Below are 18,207 nucleotides of genomic sequence, written 5' to 3'. Positions count from 1 at the left end.
AACGGGCAGACCGTGCGCGCCAACTACAACAGCGGCCCGGCCGGCACCTGGGCCCGGCTGGGCCCGTTTGCCGCCACGCTCACGGCCCCCGGCGCGCTGGTGGTGGGCGCGACGGGCGGGGCGGCCAACTTCTCCGGCATCGAAGTCTGGCGCCTGACCACCACCCCCGCCCCCGCCCCGGCGCTAACGGCGGTGGCCCTGTATCCGAACCCTTCGCCTACCGCCCGCTATGTGCTGCAGGTGCCCGCTGAGCTAGGCCCGCAGCTCACTTACTCGCTCGTCTCGGCGATGGGCCGGGTGGTGGCCCAGGGCGAATTGCGACTTGAGCCCGGTAGCCAGCGCACCTCGCTTGATCTGGCCGGCCTGGGCCTGCCCCCGGGCATGTATCAGCTGCGCCTGAGCGGCAACCGCCAACAGGCCCTCGTGAAGCTCATGCGCTGATACTCCTGGCCTGGGCCGAATAGAAATTCCGGTTTACGTAAGCCGCTCCCACAGCACCTTGGCTGCTGTGGGAGCGGCTTTGTTGTAGGCGGCTCAGCTCACACTGTCGTAGGTGCTTTCTGCCCGCGCATCAGCCCCAGATACACCACCGCCGCCAGCCCGAAACCCACAAACCAGGCGTAATCATACAGCCCCACCAGCCCCGACCACACGGCCGCTTTCGGCAGCACCCTGATGGCGACCAGAAAGCCCGGCACATTGGGCGCGATGCCCACCACCAGGGCCACAATGGCGGCCGTATTGAAGCCGTTGCGGTAGGTGTAGCGGCCGTGGTAGCTATACAGATCGGGCACGTCGAGCTGCTGGTGGCGCAGCAGGTAGTAGTCGGCAATCATGATGCCGCCGATGGGGCCCAGCAGCGCCGAGTAGCCCACCAGCCAGGTGAAAATGTAGCCCGAGGGGTCGGCAATGAGCTTCCAGGGGAAAATCAGCAGGCCGATGATGCCGGTGATGTAGCCGCCGGTTTTGAAGCTGATGCGCGTGGGCGCGAGGTTGGCGAAGTCGTTGGCCGGACTCACGATGTTAGCGGCAATGTTGGTGGCCAGCGTGCTCAGTGCCACGGCCAGCATGGCGAAGCTGACCAGCAGCCGGCTCTCGAAGCGGGCGGCCAGCACCACCGGGTCCCAGATGGTTTTGCCATAAATAATGAACGTGGCCGAGGTGACCACCACGCCCACGAACGAGAACATCGTCATGGACGCGGGCAGCCCCAGGGCCTGGCCCAGCACCTGCGCCCGCTGGCTGGTGGCGTAGCGGGTGAAGTCGGGAATGTTCAAAGAAAGCGTGGCCCAGAAGCCCACCATGCCGGTGAGGGCCGGAAAGAAATACGCCCAGAACTGCGCCGACGACGCGAATTTAGCCGGCTGCGCCAGAATCGGGCCCAGCCCGTGCCCGGCCGAAATGGCCCACCACAGCAGCGCCAGCGCCGCCAGCGGCAGGAAAAACGCCTTGAACACGAGCAGCTTTTTAATGCTGTCCACGCCCAGATGCACCACGTACATATTCAGCAGCCAGAACAGCCCAAACGTGAGGGCCGGCCCGGTAGCCAGGCCCCACGCGGCCGGAAACACGGCCGGCAGCGTGCCCAGCGCCGGCAGCCAGAGTACGCCCATCTGGTAAAGGGCGTAGCCGCCAATCCAGGTCTGAATGCCAAACCAGCCGCAGGCAATAAAAGCCCGCAGCAGCGCCGGAATATTGGCCCCGCGCACTCCGAAGCTAGCCCGCGCAAACACCGGAAACGGGATGCCATACTTGGCTCCCGCGCGGCCATTGAGCAGCATGGGCACCAGCACGATGGTATTGCCGAGCAGAATAGTGAGCAGCGCCTGCCACCAGCTCATGCCGCCCTCAATGAGCGAGCTAGCCAGCATATACGTCGGAATGCACAGGCTCATGCTGATCCAGAGGGCGGCGTAGTTGCCGGTGCCCCAGCTACGGTCGGCCCAGGCTACGGGGGCCAGGTCGGGGCTGCTCAGGCCTGTGGCGGCGGGCTCAGCGGCCAGCGTAGGCAGGTGGTGGGTCGTTTCCATCGAAAACCGATAACGGGCTGAAAGTGAATAGTGGCGGCAGGAAATGTAGAAAGATGCGCGGGCATTTTCATACCAGCCAGCTGTTGCGCGAAGCTCGCCGGGGCAATGACCGTACGCCAACGCACTAAATCACCATTTCACCAACTCACCATATCTTGCGGGGCTGTATGAACGATCCGGAAATCCGCGCCCTGCTCTACCCGCTGCTCCAGGGCGGCGTTTATATTGATGAGCTGCCCACCGGCACCACCCGCGCCGATGTGGTCCACATCACCCCCGCCTTCATGCACGGCTACGAGGTGAAGGGCGACGGCGACACGCTGCAGCGCGTGGCCAACCAGCTGCGCTGCTACGCCGAGGTCTATGATTTCGTCACCTTCATCGTGACGGAAAAGCACCTCCCCAAGCTGCTGCCGCTGCTGCCCGCGTGGGTGGGCATCCTGGTGGCCGCGCCCGACGGCCTGCGCCCGCACCGCACCGCCGGCTACAACGCCACTGTGGAGCCCGCCGCCCTGGCCAGCCTGCTGCTGCTGGAAGAAGTAAAGCAGTTCCTATTGGCCCGCGGCCTGACGGGCGTGAGCACCCTGCGCCGCCGCGAAGTGCTGCACTTCCTGCGCCACACGCAGCTGGTGCCGCTTTCCCACCTGGCCCAGTTCGCCCGCGACCAACTCACGCTACGCCTGCCCCAGCGGCTATTACACAGAGCCGAGCGCAAAGCCGAGCGGGCCATGCGGCCGGCCCGGCCCAAACCCCACCGCCCGAAAAAGCGGAAACCGGCCAAGAAGAAAGCGGTAAGCGGCCGGAAGAAGCCGGAGAAGGCTTAGAACATTATTCCGCGCAAGTAAAACGTCATTCCGAGCGCAGCCGAGGAATCTCGCGTGCTGATGTTGGATTACTAACCAGACGCCAGCACGCGAGACTCCTCGGCTGCGCTCGGAATGACGTTCTTTTGACTACCCTTACGCCCCTACCTTCTCCCCGCACCTCACAGCCCCAGCGCCAGCTGCCGGCCGGGTTCCTCCTCGCCTTCCAGCGTCGAAACCGTGATGCCCAACAGGCGTACGCCTTTTTCCAGCGGCACCTGGGTGCGCAGCAGCTCCAGCGCGGCCAGCTCCAGCGCCACCCGCGTGGGCACCGGCGCAAAGCCCGTGCGGCTGCGCGTGATTTGCTGGAAGTCGGCGTATTTCACTTTCACCGTCACGGTGCGGCCTTTCGCGCCCGTCCGCTCGCAGGTTTTCCACACCGATTCGGCCAGCGGCAGCAGGGCCGCGCCCAGCTCGGGCAGCGTGGTCAGGTCGTGCTCGAAGGTGGTTTCCGAGCCGATGGACTTGCGTACGCGGTTGGGGCGCACCGGGCGGTGGTCTTCGGCGCGGGCAATGGCATAATAATACGAGCCGGCCTTGCCAAAATGCTGGCGCAGAAACGCCTCGGTCTGCTGCCGTAAATCCAGCCCCGTGAAGATGCCCAGGCCGTTCAGGCGCGCCGCCGTGGCCGGCCCGATGCCGTGAAACTGCCCCACCGCCAGCGTCTCCACGAAAGCCAGCCCCTGATGCGGCCTAATGACGTACTGGCCGTTGGGCTTGCGGTAGTCGGAGGCCAGCTTGGCCAGGAATTTATTGTAGGAAATGCCCGCCGAGGCGTGCAGCTGGGTTTCCTGAAAGATGCGGGTCCGGATTTCCCGCGCCAGCTCGGTGGCCGTCAGCGGCCGGGGGCTGTGCGTCACGTCGAGGTACGCCTCGTCCAGGGAAAGCGGCTCCACCAGGTCGGTATATTCGGCAAAAATGGCCCGAATCTGCTGCGAAACCGCTTTGTACACCTCAAAGCGCGGCTTCACGAAAATCAGCGCCGGGCACTTGCGCCGCGCCAGCGCCGACGACATAGCCGAGCGTACCCCAAACTGCCGGGCCTCGTAGCTGGCCGCCGCCACCACGCCCCGCTCCCGCGCGCCGCCCACCGCCACCGGCTGCCCGCGCAGCTCCGGGTGGTCGCGCTGCTCCACGGAGGCATAGAAAGCATCCATGTCGAGGTGAATGATTTTGCGCGGCGGGGTTTCCAAAACAAGAACTTATAGGGCAAAAGGCACGTCATGCCGAGCGAAGCCGAGGCATCTCGCGTGCTGGTGTATGAGTGCTATGGTCATGTTGCGCTTGCCGAAGCATCTCTCCCGCTTCGTTGCAACGCTATTCAGACGAAGCGGTAGAGATGCTTCGACAAGCTCAGCAGGACGTTCGAAATTAATTCAAACAGCTTCTTAAACAGCTTCAGAGGTAGAGATGCTTCGGCAAGCGCAACATGACGTTCTTCCATCACGACGATCTGCGTGGCGCGGCAAGCGGCACAGGCTGAAGCTTAGGCTATATTTTCCGCCTTGATGCGTGCGTCGAAGCGGAACTCTTCGCGGGCCACGATGCGGATGCGCCTGAACTCGGGGTGGCGGCTGTGCAGGATGTAGTTGAACTCCTGCGGCACGATGGACGAAGGCACGCGCAGCACGGCCGAGCTACGGCGACGATACCAGGCATCGCCGAGGGGCTGGCACACGGCGTAGCGGCTGGCTTGCGCCCAGTTGGGCGGCAGCTGGCCGGAGCTGATTTCCTCGATCAGCAACTCGTCAGGAATGTCAATCACCAGCACCCGAAACTGGTCGTGGAGGCCTTCGCCGCTGCGGTGCACCACGTTTTCCAGGCAGGCCAGCGCCCTGGAGGAAGCCGTGTAAATCACGAACTGGTCCTTGAAGTTCCAGCGCGCCCGGTAGCCCGAGGCAAACAGGTCGTCGGCATATTTGACCAGGCAGATACGGTACACCAGCATACGCGCCTTCCCCGTTACGACAAGTCGCCGTAGGCAATACGGCCCAACTCTTCAGCCACCAGGTCAATGCCGCCGCTGGTTTCAAGCAGGCGCAGCGGCACCTCCTGGTCGAGGCCGTGGGCGGGCTTGTCGAGCCAGCGCAGGAAGGCCGCGGCTTCGCCAAACACTTCCACACCCAGGTTGTAGAGGCTGATAATCTTGAGCGTCTTTTCGCTGCGGGCGGCGCTCAGGGGGCGGTTTTCCTGCGTATAGGTGCGCAGTGTCTTCGTCGACAGCTCGTAGATGGCTTCCAGCTCGTTGGCCTGCAGCTGGTAGGCTTCGGCCACCTCAAACGCCGTGGCGGCCGGCACGCCCTTGCGCGCCTCCATCACCAGCGCATACGCATCCTGCCCGGCCCGGCCCCAGGCCGCCCACTTCTTGCGCAGCGCCGCCGGCATCGTCGCCGTGATTTTGGGTTGATGTGCGGGAGTGGCCATGATGCGGGTTGAAGTTGAGAGAACGAACTTAGGGAAATTTTTCTTTTTAACTGGGAAAATTTTCTTTTGGTTCTACCAGACCGTCATGTTGAGCCGGGCCGAAGCATCGCTACCGCTTCGTTGCAATAGTATGAATTGCTATTCAGCGAGATTCCCCGGCTGCGCCTTCACCCGGAATGACGTTCAACTACTTACCCCACAATAGCGCTCAGCGGCACCGGGTGCAGAATCAGAAACACCAGCTCGCGCAGAATCTCGCCGTCCGTCATCGAGCCGCTTTCCACGCCCTTGCTCTGCAAGTCAGCGCGGCGGATGAGGTGGATGATGGCGCGGGTGCGGCCGAAATCGTACACGCGCATGGCCAGCGAATAGTCTTTCTGGGCAAAGCTGTTCATGATGCCCAGCTTTTTGAAGTCGGCATCCGACGGGTTGCCGCGCTGGTGCAGCACCAGCAGCTTGGTGAAAAAGCCGAACAGCAGCGTCAGGTTCGGAATGAGCGGGTTGGCCTTGGGGTTGGCCTCAAAGTAGGTCAGGATGCGGTTGGCCTTCAGCACGTCGCGCTGAATCAGGGCCTTCTGCAGCTCAAAGATGTTGTACTCCTTGCTGATGCCCACCATGCGCTGCACCAGGTCCTCATCAATGCTGTGGCCGGGCAATACGTTGAGCAGCAGCTTGTCGATTTCGTTGGTCAGCCGGCCCAGATCGGTGCCGATGTACTCGGCCAGCATCGCCGTGGCCTGCCCCCCGATGCTCTGCTGCCGGCTGCGCACGTAGCCCGCAATGAAGGCCGGAATGTGGTTGTCGTATACCTTTTTGCTGGTCATCAGCACGGTGCCGGCCGGGGCGGGCTCCTTCTTGTCGCCGCCAAGCAGCTTGCCCAGCTTCTTGCGGGCATCCAGGGTTTTGTGCTTGTAGCAAAACACCAGCACGGTGCTGGTAAGCGGATTTTTGAGGTAGGCTTCCAGAAACGGCCAGCTTTTCTCGGCCTCCAGGTCGGCAATGGCCTGCGCCTCCTTCACTATCACCACCGACCGCTCGGCCATCATCGGAAACCGCTTCGCCTGCCCCAGAATGGTGGCCACGTCCACGTCCTTGCCATAGAGCACCACCTGGTTGAAGCCCCGGTCGTGCTCGGGCAGCACCGTTTGCTCCAGCCGGTCGGCAATCAGGTCGATATAATACGGCTCCTCCCCCTGCAGAAAGTACACGGGCTGAAACTGCCGCTGCTGAATCTGCTTGAGAAGGTCGTCGGCGGAGAGAGTCAAGGGTGAAGTGGTGAAGTGGTGAAGTGGTGAATTCGGTCAGATGTGCGCTCTGCAGCCCTTCACTTTGTAGCTACCGCAAATGTACCACTGCCCTTTTTACCTTTGTACCTTTCCCGTGCGCTAATCGTGGCCAACGCTACCTATCCAGCGCACAACTTCACAACTTCACCACTTCACTCTTGGACTTACTAGAAGAACTCCGCTGGCGCGGGATGCTGCACGATGCCATGCCCGGCACGGCCGAGCACCTGGCCGCCCAGCAGCCGGTTTCCGGCTACATCGGCTTCGACCCCACCGGCGTGTCATTGCACATCGGCAGCCTGGCTACTATTATGCTGCTGGTACACCTGCAGCGGGCCGGCCACCGCCCCGTGGCCCTGGTGGGCGGGGCCACGGGCATGATCGGCGACCCCTCGGGCAAATCCGCGGAGCGCAACCTGCTCGATGAGGACACGCTGCGCCGCAACCAAGCCGGCATTAAGGCCCAATTGGAGAAGTTCCTCGATTTCACGCCCGGCCCCAACGCCGCCGTGGTCGTCAACAACTACGACTGGTTCAAAGACTTCGGCTTCCTCGATTTCCTGCGCGAAGTAGGCAAGCACCTCACGGTGAACTACATGATGGCCAAGGACTCCGTGAAGCGCCGCCTGGGCACCACGGAGGGCGACGAGCAGCGCGCCGACGGCCTTTCCTTCACCGAGTTCAGCTACCAGCTGCTGCAGGGCTACGACTTCCTGCACCTGTTCCGCACCCTGAATTGCACCCTGCAGATGGGCGGCTCCGACCAGTGGGGCAATATCACCACCGGCACCGAGCTGATTCGCCGCCTCGGCCCCGCCGATGCCAAGGCCTACGCCCTCACCACGCCGCTCATCACCAAGGCCGACGGCTCCAAGTTCGGCAAAACGGAAGGCGGCAACGTCTGGCTCGACCCCGCCATGACCTCGCCCTACCAGTTTTACCAGTTCTTCCTCAACGCCGCCGACGAGGACGCCCCGCGCCTGATCCGCGTGTTCACGCTGCTTCCACAGGCCGAAATTGAAGCCCTGGAAGCCGAGCACACCCAGGCCCCCCACCTGCGCCTGCTGCAGAAAGCCCTGGCCAAAGATGTGACCATCCGCGTACACTCCGAAGCCGCCTACGAAACCGCCCTGGCGGCCTCGCAGGTGCTCTTCGGTGGCGGCGAGCTAAGCAGCCTCGACGAGGCCACCCTGCTCGACGTATTCGCCGGCGTGCCCCAGCTGGAGGTGTCGCACGCGCTGCTCAGCGAAGCCAACGTGGTAACGCTGCTCAGCGAAGCCACCAACGGCGTCATTTTCCCTTCCAAGGGCGAGGCCCGCAAAATGATGCAGAGCGGCGGCGTGAGCCTGAACCGCCAGAAAGTGGCCCCCGAGCAACTGGCTCTGGACGTGCCCCTGCTGCTCGATAAATACCTCGTAGCGCAGAAAGGCAAAAAGAACTACTTCCTCATCAAGCTCGCCTAAAACCAACCACGGATTCGCGCGGCTTCTTCGGATTTCACGGATTTTGTGGACGGCGCGCACGGTACGGTTATTCAGCAAGCCCCAAAACAAGAAAGGCCACCCATTGGGTGGCCTTTCTGCATTACTGATAATCGTCCACGAAATCCGCGAAATCCGAAAAATCCGCGCGAATCCGTGGTCCGGATTATTTCTTCTTGGCGGGAGCGGCAGCTTTCTTAGCGGCAGCCGGAGCGGCAGCTTTCTTAGCTGGGGCGGCCTTGGCAGCACCAGCGGCCGGAGCGGCGCTGTTCTTCGCGTTCTGAACTTCGGTGCGGATGCTCTGCGCCATGTTCTTCAGCTCCTGCATGCCTTTACGCACGCGGGTGCCAGCGGCCGAGTTCTGCTTGTCGTAGAACTTCTCGAAGTCGCCTTCCAGTGCCATTACGAGGTCTTTCAGTTTGCCAAAGTTGTTCATTGGGGAGGGGGTTGAGTGGTGTGGATTAATGCTTTTGACTGGGCCTAATATACAGGGATTTCAAATACAAGCAATAGTTCTACTTTTTTTCTAAAAGCCCTTTCCCCGCCTCCCAAGGCATTTTTTACCCCCAAACCACTCCTTACTGCGGAGCTTGCCACCCAGCGCATACCAGGAATAGTACAAAAAAGCGGCCAGCAACCCCGAAGGCTGCCGGCCGCTTTTGGCTGCTGAGCTTAAAAACCGCTCTATTTACACGCTGACCGTATTTTTGGAGTACAGACCCTTATCCAGCTTCTCCGCCACGGCCTCAAAAGCCGTAATCGTCTCGCGCACGTCTTCCAGCGTGTGCACCGCCGTCGGAATCAAACGGAGCATAATCACGCCCTTCGGCACCACCGGATACACCACGATAGAGCAGAAAATACCGTGATTTTCGCGCAAATCGAAGGTTATTTGCGTTGCGTCCGGGATTTCGCCGTTCAGGAACACCGGTGTCACCGGCGACTTAGTGGTGCCCAGGTTGAAGCCTTTTTCGCGCAGGCCGCTCTGCAGCGCCCGCACGATGGTCCACAGGTTATCTTTCAATTCGGGCTGGGTGCGCAGCAGCTCCAAACGCTTCAAAGCACCCACCACGAGCGGCATGGGCAGCGATTTGGCGAAAATCTGGCTGCGCATGTTGTAGCGCAAATATTCAATTACGCTCTCCGGGCCCGCCACGAAGGCGCCGATGCTGGCCATGCTCTTGGCAAAGGTCGAAAAATAAAGGTCGATACCGTCCTGCACGCCCTGTTCTTCGCCCGTGCCGGCCCCGGTTTGGCCCATCGTGCCGAAGCCGTGGGCATCATCGACGAACAGGCGGAACTCGTATTTTTCCTTCATGGCGAGCACGCCCTTCAGGTCGCCCATGTTGCCCGACATGCCGAACACGCCCTCGGTAATTACGAGGATGCCGCCGCCGGTTTCGGCCGTCAGGCGGGTGGCGCGCTGGAGCTGCTTTTCCAGGCTCTCCATGTCGTTGTGGGTATATACGAAGCGCTTGCCCTGGTGCAGCCGTACGCCGTCGATGATGCAGGCGTGCGACTCGGCATCGTACACAATCACGTCGTGGCGGCCCACCAGCGCGTCGATGATGGACACCACGCCCTGGTAGCCGAAGTTCAGCAGCAGGCAATCGGGCTTCATCACAAACTCGGCCAGCTCATTTTCCAGCTGCTCGTGCAGGTTGGAGTTGCCGCTCATGATGCGCGCGCCCATCGGCAGGGCCATGCCGAACTCAGTGGCCCCGTCAATGTCGGCCTGCCGCACCTCGGGGTGGTTGGCCAGGCCCAGGTAGTTGTTCAGGCTCCAGGTGAGTACCTCTTTGCCGCGGAAAATCATGCGGGGCTTAATCTCGCCTTCCAGCTTGGGAAAGGTGAAATAGCCGTGCGCATAGTGGGAATGGCTGCCCAGCGGGCCGCGGTTGGAGGCAATCTTCTCGAAAAGATCCACGGAGGAAACGGTTAGTGTTGAAAGAAAATCGGAGAGAATCGGTTGAACAACGCCCTCGGCATGTACAAAGTTATGGCAATCCGCAAAGGTAGCCCTTGCCTGCCTGCCCTGCAACTGAGGGCGCTCAAGCCTTAATTTACAGATTAAGGTTTAGGAAGCGGCCGGAATGGCGTTTCTTTGGGGAGTTGAACAGCAATAAAGAACGTGTCCTGCTTCATCTGGCGTCCGCTTGTCGAAGCATCTCGCCCGCGTCGTCCGGCTCCCCTCTCTTATGGAGAGGGGTTGGGGGTGAGGTTGCAACGAAGCACGCGAAAGCTCAGCATGACATTCTAACTATACTCTCCCACCCTCCCGCATGAAAAAAATCACCAAGCTCCTCGTCGCCAACCGGGGCGAAATTGCGCTGCGCGTGCTGCGCTCGGCCAAGGAAATGGGCCTGCAGACCGTCGCCATCTACTCCGAAGCCGACCGCAACGCCCTGCACGTGCGCTACGCCGATGAGGCCGTGTGCGTCGGCCCGCCCGCTTCTAAAGACAGCTACCTGCGCGGCGACAAAATCATTGAGGTCTGCAAGCAGCTTGGCGTCGATGCCATTCACCCCGGCTACGGCTTCCTCTCGGAGAATGCCGAGTTTGCCCGCCTGGTGGCCAAAGCCGGGCTGATTTTCGTGGGCCCCTCGCCCGAGGCCATGAACGTGATGGGCGACAAGCTCTCGGCCAAGCAGGCCGTGAAGGCTTACAACATTCCGCTGGTGCCCGGCACCGACGAGGCCATTTCGGACGTGGAGGAAGCCAAGCGCATTGCCAGCGAAGTGGGCTTCCCCATCCTGATCAAGGCCTCGGCCGGGGGCGGCGGCAAAGGCATGCGCATCGTGACCAGCGCGGCCGAGTTTGAGGAGCAAATGCAGCTGGCCATCAACGAGGCCGTGTCGGCCTTCGGCGATGGCGCCGTGTTCATCGAGAAGTTCGTGACCGGCCCGCGGCACATCGAAATTCAGGTATTGGGCGACGAGCACGGCAACATCGTCCACCTGTTTGAGCGGGAGTGCTCCATCCAGCGCCGCCACCAGAAGGTGATTGAGGAAGCTCCTTCCTCGGTGCTCACGCCGGAGCTGCGGGCCGAAATGGGCCGCTGTGCCGTGGACGTGGCCCGGGCCTGCAACTACACCGGAGCCGGCACGGTGGAGTTCCTGCTCGACGACCAGCACAACTTCTACTTCCTGGAGATGAACACCCGCCTGCAGGTGGAGCACCCCGTCACCGAGCAGATTACGGGCCTTGACCTGGTAAAAGAGCAGATCCGCGTAGCCGAGGGCCACCCGCTGCCCTTCTCGCAGGAAGACCTCACCATCACCGGCCACGCCCTGGAACTGCGCGTGTACGCCGAAGACCCGGCCAACAACTTCCTGCCCGACATCGGCACGCTGACCACCTACGTGCGTCCCCAAGGCCCCGGCGTGCGCGTCGATGACGGCTTTGAGCAGGGCATGGACATCCCGATTTACTACGACCCAATGATTGCCAAGCTCGTCACCTTCGGCAAGGACCGCACGGAGGCCATCGAGCGGATGCTGCGCGCCATCGACGAGTACCAGATTACCGGCATTGAAACCACCCTGCCCTTCGGCCGCTACGTGCTCCAGCACCCGGCCTTCGTCAGCGGCAACTTCGACACGAACTTCATCCGCGACCATTTCACCCCCGCCAACCTCACCCCCGCCGTCACGGACCCGAACATCGCCAAAGTAGCCGCCGTACTCACGGCCATGCTGATGACGGAGAAGAAAGCGCCGGTGGTGGCAAGTGATGCTCCGGTGGCTACGGGCTCAGCTTGGAAGCGGAACCGGCTGGGGACGCGGTAATTAGTTTTAGGACGTAGTATAAAGAAAAATCCCGGCCATCCAGCCGGGCTTTTTCTTACATAACTCAAATAAAGTCATATTTTGACAGCTCGCTTTTCACCTTTTCCACTTCAGCCGTATACAAGGAATTAAGCAATGGGACCACTTTAATAATATTCTCGATTTCTTGACTTTTATAAGATTCTTTCAAAATATTCAGCTCCTGACTTATCACTTTTTTCTCATCGTCAGATTTAGCTTCTGATAAATCTGATGCTTTGTTAAGTATTTGAATATTTTTGTTAATCACAACTTCCAATCTAGATATTTCACTTCCCTTCTTTTCATAGTCAAAGTATATAGAGAAGTAATTTGGCTTGCTTAACAACTCTGATAATGCCAATGTCTTGACTTTGCATCTATACGCCATATCAGTATGTACATATCCCGTATCTTTAAAAAAGTTGTAAAATTGGTAGTAAGATACAAAAACCAATTTACGTTGATGCAACAGGTTTGCAAGTTCTTCCCCAGCTTGAATCTTCTTATTTACATAAATATTTCTTAAGGACAACTTATGCTCATTAACTTTTTGTCTTGACTCAATCCATTTGGTAAGCAGAGTTACGATAGAAGTAATCGTTAATGTCCCAAGTGCAACAATCACAGTGTTGTCCATTTCAATAAATCTTTTTTAAAGAATTTGCCATTTTTCTGCTGCAAGTTACTTAACTGGCACGAGTTGAACCCCAACTGGCGCGAGTTTAGTGCAGCGTAACCCGTGACCAGCCTTGATGTGGAGGTTGTACTTCCACTGCCGCAACGCGGCAAACTGAAACCGCGCCGCCTGGAGAAATCCGGGCGGCATTGTTTTCTAATTTCCCTCTAACCGAGTTTACTTCATAAGCGCCTAGATAAATACTGCTCAAAAATTATCTCTAATAAAACTACTGTCTCCGCTTTTCATATAGGCGAGGAAATACCTGCATGCCTCACTTTCTGTTTGAAAGGTTCTTATGTTGTTTTTCTGTCCTCTTTCGCTGTATTATACTTCCCATCCTGTAGCGGTTTTGCTAAGGATGACTGTGTCGTCTAGAAGACCGCCATTGAGATACCAGCCCCGATAGCCTCCTGCAATAAGCTCTTGTTCTAAGGAAATCAAATTCATCACCTGCTTACAAAAAAGTCCTGAGTATCCTCTCCCACCTGGCGCGGGTTTGGCGGAGCGTACCTTGCAAATCCGCCTGTACAAGTTACGTAAGTTGCGCAGCCGCTGAGCGAATAATACGCTCCTACCAAGCGGCACAGATTGTTGAACCCGCCCCACGGGCGCAGCTGCGCTACACGCACTCCGGCTCCCCACTCAGCTTGCCCCAGTTACCGCTGCTGCAGCAGCCAGGCGCGGGCCGCCTCCAGATCCGGGAAGGGCTTAATGGGCAGGTAGGCCTCGAGGTGGGTCAGAAAGTCCAGCGCCATCAATTGGTTGTCCATGTTCTGAGTATACACGTAGGCGCAGGCCCGCAGGCCATACTCCTGCGCCTGCGGCAGCCATTCATACTCCAGCCAGGCCATAGCCTCCGACCAGTCGCCGGTGGTCTGGCTGGTGTCATTGAGCAGATAGGCATAACCCAGCTGCTGGGCCAGCACCAGCGTGGTTTGGGCCCCGAAAATGACCGAATCCGCCGTCAGGTTGCCATACCATTGGGTGTGCAGCAGCTGTTCGGCGGGGTAATACGTGTAGCGCAGTAGCGGCAGGCCGTATTCGTCGTGCAGAAAAAACGGCTGCTCCTCATCCATAAGCCGGAGATTTCGCCTTGGGTCAGGCGCATCGGCGAGGGCTGAACCAGGAATAGACATAGTCAAACAGCATCAAGACCAACAAAGAATAAATATAGTGATTATTATATTTAAACTCTGTTGGACCGTTGACCGCTGCCGCGCCATTCCCTCCCGGGTTTTGGGGGTTCACAGGCAAATAGCCTCCCGGCCCGGCGGCATCAGATCAAATCCGTAATCTGCCGCAGGCCCAGGGGCCGCTCCCGCGTGAAGCCTTCGCCGAACTCCACCCCAATCAGGTGGCCGAACTCGCGGGCGCGGGCTTCCATGAACTTGGTGAACACCGGCGTGGACAGGTACGTGACGGGCTCGGTGCTCTCCGGGTCGAAAAACTGAGTTTTGTAGGCCTGAATCGACTCCCATTTCTTCGCCCAATGTGCGGAAATGTCCACCACAAAGTCGGGGCTGATCTGGCGGTCCTGGATGAAGTGGTACACGTGCCGGGGTCGCCACGCCGCCTGGGGCTGGCCGTCGGTGCCCAGCGTTTCAATCATCTTGAGGCCGGCCAGGAAGCAGGCATCCGAAATGAGCTGGGCGCCGCGGCCGTGGTCGGGGTGCCGGTCATGAATGGCATTGCAGAGCACAATATCGGGCTGGTAGCGACGCAGCGCGGCAATGATGGGCAGCTGGTGCTCCCGGTCGTTGCGGAAGAAGCCGTCGGGCAGGCCCAGGTTTTCGCGGGCGTGCAGGCCCAGCACGTCGCTGGCCGCGGCGGCCTCGGCGGCGCGGGTGACCGGCGTGCCCCGCGTGCCCAGCTCCCCGCGCGTGAGGTCCACGATGCCTATTTTCTTCCCTTCGGCCGCCGCCGCCAACATGGTGCCCGCGCACGACATTTCCACATCATCCGGGTGGGCAGCAATGGCCAGAATATCGATTTTCATTTTTGGTGCTTGTGCTAAAAGAGAACTGTCATCCTGAGCAGAGCGAAGCACCTTATGCCAGTTAAACGAGTCGTAACAACGGCAGTCGTTCCAGCGTGGTAAGGTCCTTCGCTTTGCTCAGGATGACAGACAAAAAAATCAGTTCCTACTTAATCCGCAGCGTCTTTCCTACCTGCAGCGTCCGCACGTTGCCGTTCAGCCGGCGCAGCTGCGCCTGCGACACGCCGTACTTATCGGCCACTTCCGAGAGCGTATCGCCGCTGCGGATGCGGTGCGTGACCACGCGGCGGGCGGCCGTCGGCTGGCTGGCGGCGGCGCGGTGCGCGGCCTTGGCCCGCAGGGCGCGGCTGTAGTAGTCAAACAGGGCCGAGGTGATTTGGAAGTTGTCTTTCAGCAGCTTGTAGTCGGGGAAGTCGTACATGCGCTCCGGGTCGATGGGGTTGCCCTCGTAGCGCACCTCGAAGTGCAGGTGCGAGCCGCTGCTGCGCCCTGTGCTGCCCCCCAGCCCAATAATATGCCCCGCCTTCACGAACGTGCCCGGCTTCACCAGCGCCTTACTCAGGTGGCCATACAGCGTCTCAATGCCGTTGTAGTGGCGCACCAGCAGGTAGTTGCCGTAGCCGCCGCCATCCCATTTCGAGATGCGCACCACCCCATCGAAAGCCGAGCGCACCGAGTCGCCGGTTTCCAGGTCCAGGTCTACGCCGTAGTGCCAGCGGTAGCCCCGGAAGCCGAAATCGGAGGTCAGCGGCGTGCTCCGCAGCGGCATCTTGGCGAAGCGCTGCTTTTCCGGCTCCGTGAGGTGCAGCAGCAGCGTATCGCGCAGGCGGCGACCATCTACCCGGTAGGGGTTGATGGTGTGGGTATCCCAGATCGAATAATAGCCCGCCACTTTCACCCAGGAGCTATCAATGAGCACCTGCTCCGACACTTCCACAATGTGCTGCTCGCCCTCATTGAGCGTGGTCGTGTCCTCGCTGACCAGGGAAAGCTTCTTGGCCGGGTTGAAGAAGATGGACCGGGAGGCTTCCGAGTTGTCGTCGGGCAGGTCCTGGGTCTCAATCAGCACCGTGGTATCGGGCCGCACATAGCGGATAACGGGCGACTTGATGCGGAAGAAATCCTTCCGCTTGCCCGCCGAGCCGGCCTTGGCTTTCGGCTCCGGCACCTTGCGGCGCTGCGCCTGCCCCTGTCCCGGCATCAGCCAAAACAGCAGCAGCAGCGGCCACAACCCATATTTAAGAGAATGAAGCAACGGCAAACGGTGATTTAGTGAGATGGTGGAATAGTGATTTAGTGACTTAGTGATTTAGTGAGTTTGATGTTCTGCTGGCGCAATCTGCGCAGGCTGCCCTATTCGAACATCAAACTCACTAAGTCACTAAATCACCAACTCACTAATGGTCTCCCAGCGCGGCCAGGTACCGTTCGGCATCCAGGGCGGCCATGCAGCCCGAGCCGGCGGCCGTCACGGCCTGACGGTAGGTGTAGTCCTGCACGTCGCCGCAGGCAAACACGCCGTCCACGTTGGTTTTGGCCGAGCCGGGAATCGTTTTCAGGTAGCCCTGCTCGTCGTGGTGCAGGTAAGGATGGAAGATTTTGGAGTTGGGCTCGTGGCCGATGGCTACGAAGAAACCTTCCACTGCCAGGTCGCGGGTTTCGTGGGTCAGCGTGTTTTTCACGCGCACGGCCTCCACGGCCTGCGCCCCCAGAATCTCGTCGGTCACCGTGTTCCAGAGCACCTCAATCTTGGGGTTGTCCAGCACGCGCTTCTGCATGATTTTCGAGGCCCGCATCTCCCCTTTGCGCACAATCATGTACACCTTGCTGCACAGGTTGGCCAGGTACGTGGCTTCTTCCGCCGCCGTGTCGCCGGCGCCCACAATGGCCACGTCCTTGCCGCGGTAGAAAAACCCGTCGCACACGGCGCAGGCCGATACGCCCGACCCGTTCAGCCGCGCCTCCGACTCCAGCCCCAGCCACTTGGCCGAAGCCCCGGTGGCAATGATGACCGTATCGGCCGTCAGCTGCTTGGTTTCGTCGATGGTGATTTTGTGCGGATGCCCGGAAAAGTCCACGGCCGTGGCTAGGCCGTAGCGCACGTCGGTGCCGAAGCGGGCGGCCTGCTTTTTCAGGTCCTCCATCATTTCCGGCCCCATCACGCCATCCGGGTAGCCGGGGAAGTTCTCCACGTCATTCGTAATGGTGAGCTGGCCGCCGGGCTGCAGGCCCTGGTACATCACCGGAGCCATGTTGGCCCGCGCCGCGTAGATGGCCGCCGTATAGCCCGCCGGCCCCGAGCCGATAATCAGACACTTAATGTGTTCCGTGGTGGTATTATCCATTGCTTGAAAAAAGCAGAGTTGAAGAGTAAAGTGCAAAAGTAAGCTTACCGCCGGGTTCTGGCACAGAAACCCACAAGAACGTCATGCTGAGCTTGTCGAAGCATCTCGCGTGCTGACGCGTGCCACACTATTGTCCTGCTTCATCTAGCGTCCGCGAAGTCGAAGCCCCTCGCCCGTTTCGCCTGGTCTGAATAACAACGAAGCGGGCGAGATGCTTCGACTTCGCTGCGCTCCGCTCAGCATGACATTCTGAAAGCAGCCGGTCTACCAACAAAAAACCCCAACGAAAGGGCTGGGGTTTTTTGGGTATGAGACAGTAAAAAACTATCCCAGATACGGTTTCAGCGCCTTGGAGCGCGACGTATGACGCAAGCGACGAATGGCCTTCTCCTTGATCTGGCGCACCCGTTCGCGGGTCAGGTTGAATTTCTCACCGATTTCTTCCAGGGTCAGGGAATGCTCCCCGTTCAGGCCGAAATACAGCGTAATCACGTCGGCTTCGCGCTTGGTGAGCGTGCTCAGGGCCCGCTGCACTTCCTTGCGGAGCGAGTCGTTCATCAGGCCCGTGTCAGGCGATTCCTCGTCCTCGTTTTCGAGCACATCCAGCAGGCGGTTTTCCTCGCCCTGCACAAACGGCGCATCCACGGATACGTGGCGACCCGAGATTTTCAGCGTATCCACCACTTCCGAGGTAGTTAGCTCCAGCACTTCGGCAATTTCCTCGGGCGAGGGCTCCCGCTCGAATTTCTGCTCCAGCTCGGAGAAGGATTTGCTGATCTTGTTCAGCGAGCCTACCCGGTTCAGCGGCAGGCGCACAATGCGCGACTGCTCGGCCAGAGCCTGCAGAATCGACTGGCGAATCCACCAAACGGCGTAGGAAATGAATTTGAAGCCTCGGGTTTCGTCGAAGCGCTTGGCGGCTTTGATCAGGCCGAGGTTGCCCTCGTTGATCAAATCGCCCAGCGACAGGCCCTGGTTCTGGTACTGTTTGGCCACCGACACCACGAAGCGCAGGTTGGCCTTGGTCAGTTTCTCCAGCGCCTGCTGGTCCCCTTCCCGGATGCGCTGCGCCAGCGTTACTTCCTCGTCGGGAGTGAGCAGATCGACCTTGCCGATTTCCTGGAGGTACTTGTCCAGCGACTGGCTTTCGCGGTTGGTGATCTGCTTGCTGATTTTAAGCTGTCTCATTGCGGGCGCGAAATTGTATTATTAAAAGTATTGAACATGAGTGGAGCCTCCACAGAGGTCGGCAATTGAAATCAACGTGCCGACCTTTGTGAAAGTTCGCAGGGCA

16 protein-coding genes and 1 pseudogene are annotated in these 18,207 nt (G+C 59.9%); 4 read left to right on the top strand and 13 right to left on the bottom strand.

Features of this window, described 5'->3' with window-relative positions; translation table 11 throughout:
- The coding region (locus BUB62_RS14970) for a T9SS type A sorting domain-containing protein (RefSeq protein ID WP_143164199.1) at window positions 1–441 on the top strand (441 nt) is incomplete at its 5' end.
- Window positions 442–539: 98 nt separating this feature from the next.
- Here the strand turns inward: BUB62_RS14970 and BUB62_RS14965 are convergent.
- Window positions 540–2,030, bottom strand: a complete 1,491-nt coding sequence (locus BUB62_RS14965) for an NCS1 family nucleobase:cation symporter-1 (protein WP_073111389.1) — start codon at window positions 2,028–2,030, stop codon at window positions 540–542.
- A 167-nt stretch (window positions 2,031–2,197) separates the two neighbouring features.
- Between BUB62_RS14965 and BUB62_RS14960 the strand changes: the two genes are divergently transcribed.
- The gene (locus tag BUB62_RS14960; protein ID WP_073111388.1) at window positions 2,198–2,854 is read left to right on the top strand and encodes a sce7726 family protein; all 657 of its coding nucleotides are present in this window, start codon (window positions 2,198–2,200) and stop codon (window positions 2,852–2,854) included.
- Window positions 2,855–3,015: 161 nt separating this feature from the next.
- Here BUB62_RS14960 and dinB read toward each other — a convergent pair whose 3' ends face one another.
- From dinB to holA, 4 genes are all read right to left on the bottom strand, one after another.
- On the bottom strand, window positions 3,016–4,086 hold the full coding sequence (dinB, locus tag BUB62_RS14955) for a DNA polymerase IV (protein ID WP_073111386.1): 1,071 nt from the start codon (window positions 4,084–4,086) through the stop codon (window positions 3,016–3,018).
- A 293-nt stretch (window positions 4,087–4,379) separates the two neighbouring features.
- On the bottom strand, window positions 4,380–4,841 hold the full coding sequence (locus BUB62_RS14950) for an RES family NAD+ phosphorylase (RefSeq protein WP_073111384.1): 462 nt from the start codon (window positions 4,839–4,841) through the stop codon (window positions 4,380–4,382).
- Window positions 4,842–4,855: 14 nt separating this feature from the next.
- On the bottom strand, window positions 4,856–5,317 hold the full coding sequence (parS, locus tag BUB62_RS14945; RefSeq protein ID WP_234988751.1) for a type II RES/Xre toxin-antitoxin system antitoxin: 462 nt from the start codon (window positions 5,315–5,317) through the stop codon (window positions 4,856–4,858).
- A gap of 191 nt (window positions 5,318–5,508) precedes the next feature.
- Window positions 5,509–6,582 carry a DNA polymerase III subunit delta gene (gene holA, locus BUB62_RS14940; protein WP_073111380.1) on the bottom strand — a complete coding sequence of 358 codons (1,074 nt, stop codon included), beginning with the start codon at window positions 6,580–6,582 and terminating at the stop codon, window positions 5,509–5,511.
- 179 nt (window positions 6,583–6,761) lie between these two features.
- Between holA and tyrS the strand changes: the two genes are divergently transcribed.
- Window positions 6,762–8,066, top strand: a complete 1,305-nt coding sequence (gene tyrS, locus BUB62_RS14935; RefSeq protein WP_073111378.1) for a tyrosine--tRNA ligase — start codon at window positions 6,762–6,764, stop codon at window positions 8,064–8,066.
- Window positions 8,067–8,349: 283 nt separating this feature from the next.
- On the opposite strand, the pseudogene BUB62_RS19760 reads toward tyrS, so the two are convergent.
- Both BUB62_RS19760 and BUB62_RS14925 read right to left on the bottom strand, forming a co-directional pair.
- Window positions 8,350–8,520 (bottom strand): annotated as a pseudogene (locus BUB62_RS19760) (histone H1); the annotation flags it as partial.
- Window positions 8,521–8,772: 252 nt separating this feature from the next.
- Window positions 8,773–10,011: an aminotransferase class I/II-fold pyridoxal phosphate-dependent enzyme gene (locus BUB62_RS14925; protein ID WP_073111374.1), complete on the bottom strand. Its 1,239-nt coding sequence runs from the start codon at window positions 10,009–10,011 to the stop codon at window positions 8,773–8,775.
- Window positions 10,012–10,366: 355 nt separating this feature from the next.
- Between BUB62_RS14925 and accC the strand changes: the two genes are divergently transcribed.
- On the top strand, window positions 10,367–11,872 hold the full coding sequence (gene accC / locus BUB62_RS14920; RefSeq protein WP_073111372.1) for an acetyl-CoA carboxylase biotin carboxylase subunit: 1,506 nt from the start codon (window positions 10,367–10,369) through the stop codon (window positions 11,870–11,872).
- Between the two features lie 64 nt (window positions 11,873–11,936).
- Here accC and BUB62_RS14915 read toward each other — a convergent pair whose 3' ends face one another.
- The 6 genes from BUB62_RS14915 to BUB62_RS14890 form a co-directional block, all read right to left on the bottom strand.
- Window positions 11,937–12,530, bottom strand: coding sequence for a hypothetical protein (locus BUB62_RS14915; protein WP_073111370.1), 594 nt, complete (start codon window positions 12,528–12,530; stop codon window positions 11,937–11,939).
- Window positions 12,531–13,228: 698 nt separating this feature from the next.
- The gene (locus BUB62_RS14910) at window positions 13,229–13,648 is read right to left on the bottom strand and encodes a hypothetical protein (RefSeq protein ID WP_084539093.1); all 420 of its coding nucleotides are present in this window, start codon (window positions 13,646–13,648) and stop codon (window positions 13,229–13,231) included.
- Between the two features lie 200 nt (window positions 13,649–13,848).
- Window positions 13,849–14,568, bottom strand: a complete 720-nt coding sequence (gene bshB1, locus BUB62_RS14905; RefSeq protein WP_073111368.1) for a bacillithiol biosynthesis deacetylase BshB1 — start codon at window positions 14,566–14,568, stop codon at window positions 13,849–13,851.
- Window positions 14,569–14,713: 145 nt separating this feature from the next.
- A complete protein-coding gene (locus BUB62_RS19755; protein WP_317041383.1) occupies window positions 14,714–15,823 on the bottom strand; it encodes a peptidoglycan DD-metalloendopeptidase family protein in 1,110 nt (369 codons plus the stop codon).
- A gap of 142 nt (window positions 15,824–15,965) precedes the next feature.
- Window positions 15,966–16,913, bottom strand: coding sequence for a thioredoxin-disulfide reductase (gene trxB, locus BUB62_RS14895; RefSeq protein ID WP_073111366.1), 948 nt, complete (start codon window positions 16,911–16,913; stop codon window positions 15,966–15,968).
- A gap of 324 nt (window positions 16,914–17,237) precedes the next feature.
- On the bottom strand, window positions 17,238–18,101 hold the full coding sequence (locus BUB62_RS14890; protein WP_073111364.1) for a sigma-70 family RNA polymerase sigma factor: 864 nt from the start codon (window positions 18,099–18,101) through the stop codon (window positions 17,238–17,240).
- Window positions 18,102–18,207 lie beyond the last annotated feature (106 nt).

The sequence above is a fragment of the Hymenobacter daecheongensis DSM 21074 genome (assembly GCF_900141805.1).
Classification (GTDB): domain Bacteria; phylum Bacteroidota; class Bacteroidia; order Cytophagales; family Hymenobacteraceae; genus Hymenobacter; species Hymenobacter daecheongensis.
This window is presented reverse-complemented; position numbering and strand designations above follow the sequence as displayed.